Here is an 8465-nt window from a genome sequence, read left to right as displayed (position 1 = left end):
TAGGGGCTGTTGATCTTTGTAGTACATATATCAATCAGCCCACATTGGTAGCCACATCATAGTAAATGCTAAAGCGAGCATTGAATGATAATTTCGTTCAAGCTTTTCATACCGCGTGGCTATCCCTCTATATTGCTTAATACGGCCAAATGCATTCTCAACCAAGTGCCGATATTTATACATGCACCAGTCAATATCTTCATTGCCTACTAAACTGTTGCCCTTACGTGGAATAACGGGTGTAGCGTTATTATCACGAACAAACGCTCTCAGTTTTTCACTGTCGTAGCCTTTATCTGCGACAACCATATTACTTGTTGGGCAATTAGCTACGAGTGACTCTGCATGGACGATATCATGCGTATTTCCACAGGATAATTCATAATAAACAGGCAACCCTCCGCTATCGACTGCAAGATGAATTTTCGTAGAATTTCCACCTCGGCTCTTTCCAATTGATTCATTGTCAGCAGTTCTTGCACCGCAACTATGTTGATGAGCCCTGACAATACTGCCATCAATGAAGACCCAATCCATGTCCGCATCACGAGATAATGCGCGAAACAGTTCATTCAAAATCCCTTTTTTGGACCATAAATTAAACCGTCTGTAGATAGCACTCCAACGGCCAAAATCAGAAGGTAAATCTCGCCATGGAATACCTGTGCGCATCTTATACAGTATGCCTTCGAGCGTTTTTCTATGGTCGGGCTTATTATAAATTCGACCACTTAAGTACATTACTTTTGATAAGACATTCCATGTCCCGTCTGTTAGCATTAATCTTGGCATGTAGGTTCGGTGTAAAGTTTTCTGGCGAATTCAATTATACCTTATCTTCATGCTGTTTGTTTTTCATACCACAAAGATCAACACGCCCTAGATAATTTTACTTAAAACGCAATTAGTTCGTTTTTCGACATCCTATTTAGAAATTCCGAAATATCGCAATTTTATAGGAGTTTATAAATATGAATGACCAAAAACATACCCAACAATTTTCACAAAACAGTGAATCAACAAACACACCTAATCCATTAGATCAATTAAGAAAAGCCGATAGCGTGCTTAGTATTGTTCAGGCCGATATTCCTCAACCATGCATCATTGTACCTTCGATATTAACCGCCGGAGAGGCTACCCTACTTGCTGCCGGAGCCGGCTCTGGAAAAACCTATATATCTCAGTATATTGCTGCGTGTGTTGCTGCTGGCACTACTAGTTTTGGTAATGAGCCGTGCGAAGCTAAAAAAGTTTTGTATATTGATGCTGAATTAGGTTTGCATCAGATACAAACACGTTTTGGCAATATTTTTAACGCGATAGGCGCTGGGCCTGGTGACCAATTATTTAGAGTAATTCATAGAAAAAGCATTCCAGGAGGAATGCCCGACCTCGCAACACCTGACGGTTTTGATACACTCGCCAGTGATATTGAATGGGCCGATGTAGTGATTTTCGATAACCTATCCGCACTGTATACATCCGCAGAAGAGCTCAATCAAAACGACTGGAACTACTACAACAAATGTATTGATGCATTACGAAACGAAGGAAAGGCTGTTTTGATACTGCACCATACAGATAAAACAGGCAAAAACTACCGAGGCCATACTGAAATTGCGCGTGCAGTTGATAATGTGCTCATTGCAGCAAAAGATTTAAAACTGAGTACTAATGCAGTGACTGTGGTTGATATAGCGCAGTCTAAATCACGCAACGGCGCCAGTAGTGAAAAGCTTATGAGTATCGCGTTTGGTGATGTATATAACGAAGGACGGTTTTTAATGGTTCGCGCCAAATAAGCGAGCAATTTTGCATGCTCGGGAGTTATATAAATTATGACTCCTGATTTAGTGAACCCGAATGCAAAACGATAACGACTATACTCATCAATACGCCCGCTATTTTGACATTGATATGCGATATAACGTAGGTGCTAACAACTATCAAAAAGGTATAAACCGTACTGCTCTAACAGTCCTAATTGCGGTCAGGTTTTCTATTGTCGCGCCAGTGATTATTCGCTGGTTCTATAATATTAGTCAACCTCAAGCGCTTGCCCATTTAAATAAGTTAGTAGACGAAAAACTGTTAACGATGGTCCCTACACACAGAAGTCCTGATGGGCGGGTCTATATTCCTAGCTACTCAGGAGCTAAATACGCACAAGAGCAAACCAGTATTGATACTTACTTTCGCTCAAAATCAAACCCCGCACTGCAGGTTAACTACAACCACATAATGCACGACCTGATGAATACATTTGTTGCCCTTCGCGGATTACATAACCATACCTCAGACGGCGTTTACAGGCCGCTATGGACAGGATTTTTATCTGAGCCAGAATTTAAACGATTATATAACCAAGGCAGTGCGCGAATTGTAGACGGTGTGGCCGTATTACCAGATAAAGCCGTCGTTGCCATCGAAATTGAAAACTCATTTAAAAATAAATCGACGCGTCAGACTATCCTGCTCAAATACCTCGACTCACTTAAAGCAGGCCATTACCAACAGGTATTTATATTTTCACAATCTACGCAAATATTTGATGATATAAAAAGATTGCACACTCAGTTGATGGATGAACTCCCCAAGCGTATAAACAAGAAGACCCAACAACCATTCATGACTCACGAAGACGCTGAGTTACTAGAATCTGCGATTGTATATCGCACAAAATTTTGTGATGAAATTACAACGCTGTTTTATTCATAAGTCGAAATATGAATGTGAGATAAAATGTTTACCCCAACAAAAAAAGCATCATCCGATGCTTTAGTGTTTTTTATTGCGGCTACAATACAGCGCAATTGTTTTAAATGTTAAATGCCCTATATAGCAAGCCGCCAAAGTGAGCGTATAGGATTGGATAGTAGATAATATTAAATAGGTTTTATTTATTAGCCCCTTATAATAAAGCCAACCGAAGGCGATAAATATAAAGCCAAACATACTAAATACCTCTGCTATAGCGTTAGCAATAAACTCAATCCATTTATTCTTAGTCATAGCTATTGTCCTTTTTGTCCTTGTTACTTTATGTAAGTACATAGCAGAGGATTTATTAGTCTTTTCGACTTACCTAAAGAGCAATCACAAAAATAATAAAGAGAGCGAACTTAGTTCGCTCTCTTTATTATTTTATCAGGTTACATTATGCGATTAAGACAACGCATTCGTGCCCTACCGCCAGGTCAATCGCTATATTGCCCTCCCCCTGCACAACCATCTACTGAGCAGATAGCATGACGAGGTTCATTTGATGTGCAGTGAATCACCTATTAGCTCTTCAGATTATGTAGCTTGTATAGCGACAAGCTGAGTGCAATTTTTTGGGGTAATGGATATGCAGGTATGTTTATGGCTTTACATTAATAATTACATTCGCTGCAGGGGAATTACAAAGCGTACCGAGTAGTTCACTTGGAGTTTGTATTTTTCAATATGTTTTAAGTCACTCTTTTCTATAGCGCTAATGCAACTTTATAAAAGAAAAAATATCCGTGCTTGCAAAGTACGCGTCAAACATTATTATTAATAAGAACTTATAGTCGGAGAGTAGTTATGACTGAATTTTTAATGATGATTTTTCCAGCGATAGTCCTCACTATTGGCTTTGCATATATCGCGATGAAGCACGGCAAAGAAAAGTAAAATTAAACTTAATTAGAAGCTCATTTTAAGTATAAGAAAACGAGCCCAGAGGCTCGCCAGAGTTTATGAGCTTTCTATTAACCGTAACCAACTGTCTTCTGCAGCTGCAAAATATACGTTGGGTTTTAGCATAAATAGCTGCTCAAATTCTGCACTAAATAAGCTGCAAAAGTTTGTTATGTCTTCAATATGTATGAGTAAAAAAGCATACATCTCAATACCTTCCAAATACCTCTGTGAGAACTCAGGATTAGTAGCTAGTAACTGTTGAGAAATACTAATACCCAGCACGCTCCCCACTCTATCTCGGTGTAAATAAACGTAATTGGTGAAGCCCAGCTCTAGTGTTTGCTTATCAACAACATCAGCTAGTAGCAAAATTGTAGAGCTGTCATCCCACGGTGATCTACTAGCGCGTACATATTGGCGAATAAACGACGATTTTTGGTCTTTCATGTTTTTTCCTAGTGATTTGTCCTAAAACTAACTAGGCATAAGTGAGGAGAAAAATTGAAAGGTAATAGATAAGCGACGTAAATTTGCAAAACACATCAAAAGCATTAAGGTTAGAGTACTACTTCAAACATTGAGAATTTAAGATGAGTGATTTTATATGGTTATTACCGGCTGCTGTGTTGACGATAATTTTAATTAGACTTTTTCAACAACCTAAAAAGTAGATTAAGTAAAAACAATACAAAACTTTTGGTTGTAACCGTCGGCAGTTAAAGTGACCTATAAGTCACTTTAAGGCCTAAAATACGGCTTAATGTTACCTAAAAGGCACTTTATTTTGAGGATTAAAAAAGAAAAATCTAAGTTTTACTTTTGTTAACTACCAATTATCTTTTCCAAATTAATTCTATAACCTACAAAACACAAATCTAAGATTCAAAGACTCTACAAGTCTAAAATTTCAACTATTCAGTTAATGAAATTTGCCTTTTAAGGTCATTTTTAAGATACTAACTAAGTGCTAACGAGTTACGTAAAATCGTAGCACAAGCCATAGCACGACAAAGTAACAATCTGTTTTTAAAGACTTTAATTGAAAACCTTATAACTGTCACAGTTAATGCATTTGCTGTTTATAAGTAAAGCCATGATTAAACTCTCTATTATGAAACAGCTTGTTTGAAAGGATTGCGGGTGTCTTGGTTTTCATCCAAGTTGCGCATAAGTATCGCGTGCTCTAAATCAATGTTGTCAGGCAGTGGAATTTTTACGATATGGCCTGAGCCTTTAGCATCAGTAATGCTTTCGCCTTTTTTGTTTTCCATACATTCAAGCACAAAGCTAATATTACCTTTTGGCGTCATTAATTCTAATGAATGGCCAACGCAAAATTTATTTTTTACATCTATTTCAACCAAACCATTGGCATTACGCCCTAGTACTTCGCCTACAAATTGCTGCTTGGTAGATACAGAGTGACCGTATTCGTAATTTTGATAATCTTGATGGGCGTGGCGTTTTAAAAAACCTTCGGTATAACCGCGGTGTGCAAGGTTCTCAAGAGTTTTAAATAAATCAGCATCGAATGGTTTACCTGCAACCGCATCGTCAATCGCTTTACGGTATACCTGTGCGGTACGGGCAACATAATAAAATGACTTAGTACGCCCTTCTATTTTTAGGCTATGCACCCCCATTTTTGTTAGCTGCTCTACGTATTGCACGGCGCGTAAGTCTTTTGAGTTCATGATATAAGTGCCGTGCTCGTCTTCAAATGCAGGCATATATTCACCCGGGCGACCTTGCTCTTCTAGCATAAATACATCGTTACTTGGTGCGCCTTCACCTAACGTAGGTATAACCGTTTTAGGGTCAATTTTATGTACCATTTCACCGGTTTCGTTTTCTGTACCAGGTTTAACATCATACTCCCAACGACATGCATTGGTGCAGGTGCCTTGGTTGGGATCGCGTTTATTAATATAGCCTGAGAGTAAACAACGCCCTGAATAAGCCATACACAGTGCGCCATGCACAAATACTTCTAGTTCTGTTTCTGGGCACAGAGCACGAATTTCGCTGATTTCTTCAAGCGATAGCTCGCGAGACAAAATTACCCGCTCAATACCTTGTTTTGCCCAAAACTGTACGCTTGCGTAGTTCACTGCATTGGCTTGAACCGACAAATGAATTGGCATATCAGGCCATTTTTCACGTACTAGCATAATTAACCCAGGATCTGACATGATCAATGCATCCGGTTTCATAGCAATCACCGGCTCTATATCACGTAAATACGACTTAACTTTTGCGTTATGCGGGGCAATATTCGACACTACATAAAACTTTTTATTCAGCGCATGTGCTTCGTTAATCCCTATTTGTAATGTATCTAAATCAAATTCGTTATTGCGCACTCTTAAACTGTAACGCGGTTGGCCGGCATAAACCGCGTCGGCACCATAGGCAAAGGCATAACGCATGTTTTTTAAGCTGCCTGCGGGGCAAAGTAATTCAGGTACAAATAAGGTTGAAGAAGAAACAGCTGACATGTGCGCTCCATACATCGAACCGGGTTCAAGCCGGTTGCATGAATAATTAAGGGAAATAAAGCGCGCAAGTATAATGAGATGGCAAAAGAGAAACCTTGATCAAGATCATCAAAATTTCTCTTCTGCGCTAATAAATGAAGAGCTGTAAATTTAAGTTATTTTTTACTGCTTAATTGGTTCGAGAATTGACTAACGGCATCAACAACTTGTTGCGCGCCTTTTTTAATATCACTCATTACATCACCAGATTCTTTGGAGAGCGCTAGACCTTGTTGCGCTTTATTTTTACCTTGCTCAATTACTGCAACGGTTGATTGAGTTAAATTTTGGTTTTGCTGTACAACATCCACGATTTCTTCGGTAGCTTTACTGGTTCTGGAGGCAAGTAAACGCACTTCATCAGCCACCACCGCAAATCCACGGCCTTGCTCGCCTGCACGCGCGGCCTCAATAGCCGCGTTAAGTGCCAATAAATTAGTTTGATCAGCAATACTGCTAATGCTCTGCACTATGCTCGCTATCAGTTGCGACTGTTTATCTAATGCTGAAATTTCTTGAGCAGCTTGCTCCATTTGTACCGACAATTCGTTCATAACCTGAACTGTTTTTTGTACCACTTCAGCACCTTTATCCGCGTTATTATCAGTTTCGATGGAGGTTCCATGTGCAATACTCGCCGCTTGCTCTATAGCCAGCTCTCTTTCTACTTGATCAGTGATCACTGTGGCAAATTTAACTACTTTGTAGAGCTCATTTGCTTCATTAAAAATCGGATTATATGAAGCCTCTAACCAAACTACATGGCCGTGCTTATCAATACGTTTGAACCTACTCGCAATAAACTCGCCATTACGCAAACGTTGCCAAAAGGCTTGGTACTCTTTACTACTCGCTTCTTGTTCGTCACAAAACATACCATGATGCTTGCCCACCACGTCTTGTCTTGAATAACTCATACTTTTTAAAAAGTTGTCATTAACACGTAGAACTATACCCTGAGTATCAAACTCAATAACCGCTGTTGAACGATGCAATGCTTTGATTAAATCTTCGTTTTCTCTTGAACTCTCAATTATTTGTGTAAGCACAGTGCAATGCAGGGTTAAATACTCAAGCTGACCTTGCTCGTTTTTTATAGGATGTAAAATGCAGCGTAACCAATCTCGTTGTCCGTTTGGGTGGGATACTTGGATAGCGCCGGCAAAATGTTCTACTTTACTTAGCGCTTTTTGAAAGGCATGAAAATCCGCGTTATTTCTAGCATTTTCAGGAATGAAGTCTAAAATATTTTTATTAATTATTTTGTTATTTGAGTAGTTAAACTCTCGCTCAAAATTTTTATTTTGTCTTAAAATAGCACCTTGCTTATCAAGCTCTAACACCAGCATTTCACTGTCTAAGCTTTGCTTAACCTGCTCCCTTACAGAAAGCTTACTTTGTAAATCAGCGATTTGATTTTTTTAAAGATTGGTTAAAAAACATATTGTTACCTTAGTGTTTAAATGTATCGGCATGCATATTGAGTCTATAAAAAGTGTACTATGAATAAAAAGTCTCACCACTTAAACAAAAGTATAGCTCATGTTTATAAACACATAGTAAACGTAAAAACATTGTTTTTAGTTCATAAATCGGGGTTAGCAAATTAAAAAAAGCAAGCAAGGTAGAATAAATTAGGTTTTTTTGACTAAAACGCGTATAATTCGCGCCCGTTAATATTCAACCTTTTATTTAAATTATTGGAGCACAAAGATGGCTTTAGAGCGTACTTTTTCAATCGTAAAACCTGATGCAGTTGCTAAAAACCACATCGGCGCAATCTACAACCGTTTCGAAACTGCAGGTCTTAAAATCGTTGCAGCTAAAATGGTTCACCTTTCACAAGAGAAAGCTGAAGGTTTCTACGCTGAGCACAGCGAGCGTCCTTTCTTTGGTGCTTTAGTATCTTTCATGACTTCTGGCCCAGTAATGGTTACCGTTCTTGAAGGCGAAAACGCTGTTCTTAAAAACCGTGAAATCATGGGTGCTACTAACCCAGCTGAAGCACTAGCGGGTACTTTACGTGCAGACTACGCTGATAGCATCGACGAAAATGCGGTTCACGGTTCTGACGCTGTTGAATCTGCTGCTCGCGAAATCGCGTACTTCTTCGCTGACGAAGAACTTTGCCCACGTACTCGTTAATTCGAGTTCACAGCTAACCCTGTGATGCAAAGTATGAAAAGGGCTTTCGAGCCCTTTTTTAGTCATTACGTAAAGTATTAACCGTTTATTTATGATGTTTTACTTAATGATTAT

The 8465-nt window shown here is 39.0% G+C and carries 8 protein-coding genes; 3 read left to right on the top strand and 5 right to left on the bottom strand.

Annotated features, from left to right (window positions below; all coding sequences use genetic code 11):
* Positions 1-30: 30 nt before the first annotated feature.
* Positions 31-792 carry an IS5 family transposase gene (locus L641_RS0117480; RefSeq protein ID WP_024600859.1) on the bottom strand — a complete coding sequence of 254 codons (762 nt, stop codon included), beginning with the start codon at positions 790-792 and terminating at the stop codon, positions 31-33.
* 179 nt (positions 793-971) lie between these two features.
* Between L641_RS0117480 and L641_RS0117475 the strand changes: the two genes are divergently transcribed.
* On the top strand, positions 972-1805 hold the full coding sequence (locus L641_RS0117475; RefSeq protein WP_024602636.1) for an AAA family ATPase: 834 nt from the start codon (positions 972-974) through the stop codon (positions 1803-1805).
* A 61-nt stretch (positions 1806-1866) separates the two neighbouring features.
* The gene (locus L641_RS0117470) at positions 1867-2721 is read left to right on the top strand and encodes a hypothetical protein (protein ID WP_024602635.1); all 855 of its coding nucleotides are present in this window, start codon (positions 1867-1869) and stop codon (positions 2719-2721) included.
* A 60-nt stretch (positions 2722-2781) separates the two neighbouring features.
* Here the strand turns inward: L641_RS0117470 and L641_RS0117465 are convergent, their stop codons facing one another.
* From L641_RS0117465 to L641_RS0117445, 4 genes are all read right to left on the bottom strand, one after another.
* Positions 2782-3015: a hypothetical protein gene (locus tag L641_RS0117465; protein WP_024602634.1), complete on the bottom strand. Its 234-nt coding sequence runs from the start codon at positions 3013-3015 to the stop codon at positions 2782-2784.
* A gap of 708 nt (positions 3016-3723) precedes the next feature.
* Complete coding sequence (locus tag L641_RS0117455; protein WP_024602633.1) at positions 3724-4116, bottom strand: hypothetical protein; 393 nt, start codon at positions 4114-4116, stop codon at positions 3724-3726.
* A 662-nt stretch (positions 4117-4778) separates the two neighbouring features.
* The gene (yegQ, locus tag L641_RS0117450) at positions 4779-6167 is read right to left on the bottom strand and encodes a tRNA 5-hydroxyuridine modification protein YegQ (protein WP_024602632.1); all 1389 of its coding nucleotides are present in this window, start codon (positions 6165-6167) and stop codon (positions 4779-4781) included.
* A gap of 155 nt (positions 6168-6322) precedes the next feature.
* Positions 6323-7555: a methyl-accepting chemotaxis protein gene (locus L641_RS0117445; RefSeq protein WP_138687054.1), complete on the bottom strand. Its 1233-nt coding sequence runs from the start codon at positions 7553-7555 to the stop codon at positions 6323-6325.
* 364 nt (positions 7556-7919) lie between these two features.
* On the opposite strand from L641_RS0117445, the gene ndk reads away from it, so the two are divergent.
* The gene (gene ndk / locus L641_RS0117440; RefSeq protein ID WP_008111339.1) at positions 7920-8351 is read left to right on the top strand and encodes a nucleoside-diphosphate kinase; all 432 of its coding nucleotides are present in this window, start codon (positions 7920-7922) and stop codon (positions 8349-8351) included.
* Positions 8352-8465 lie beyond the last annotated feature (114 nt).

It is taken from the genome of Pseudoalteromonas sp. TB41 (assembly GCF_000497975.1).
Taxonomy (GTDB): Bacteria; Pseudomonadota; Gammaproteobacteria; order Enterobacterales; family Alteromonadaceae; genus Pseudoalteromonas; species Pseudoalteromonas tetraodonis.
Note: the sequence above shows the minus strand (reverse complement) of the source record. Positions and strands in the feature narration are given on the sequence as shown.

What these genes read in the sequence shown, in the direction of transcription:
- L641_RS0117475 (WP_024602636.1), top strand. Translation starts at nt 972, where the DNA reads ATGAATGACCAAAAACATACCCAACAATTTTCACAAAACAGTGAATCA.
- yegQ (WP_024602632.1), bottom strand. Translation starts at nt 6,167, where the DNA reads ATGTCAGCTGTTTCTTCTTCAACCTTATTTGTACCTGAATTACTTTGC.
- ndk (WP_008111339.1), top strand. Translation starts at nt 7,920, where the DNA reads ATGGCTTTAGAGCGTACTTTTTCAATCGTAAAACCTGATGCAGTTGCT.
- L641_RS0117455 (WP_024602633.1), bottom strand. Translation starts at nt 4,116, where the DNA reads ATGAAAGACCAAAAATCGTCGTTTATTCGCCAATATGTACGCGCTAGT.
- L641_RS0117480 (WP_024600859.1), bottom strand. Translation starts at nt 792, where the DNA reads ATGCCAAGATTAATGCTAACAGACGGGACATGGAATGTCTTATCAAAA.
- L641_RS0117465 (WP_024602634.1), bottom strand. Translation starts at nt 3,015, where the DNA reads ATGACTAAGAATAAATGGATTGAGTTTATTGCTAACGCTATAGCAGAG.
- L641_RS0117445 (WP_138687054.1), bottom strand. Translation starts at nt 7,555, where the DNA reads ATGCTGGTGTTAGAGCTTGATAAGCAAGGTGCTATTTTAAGACAAAAT.
- L641_RS0117470 (WP_024602635.1), top strand. Translation starts at nt 1,867, where the DNA reads ATGCAAAACGATAACGACTATACTCATCAATACGCCCGCTATTTTGAC.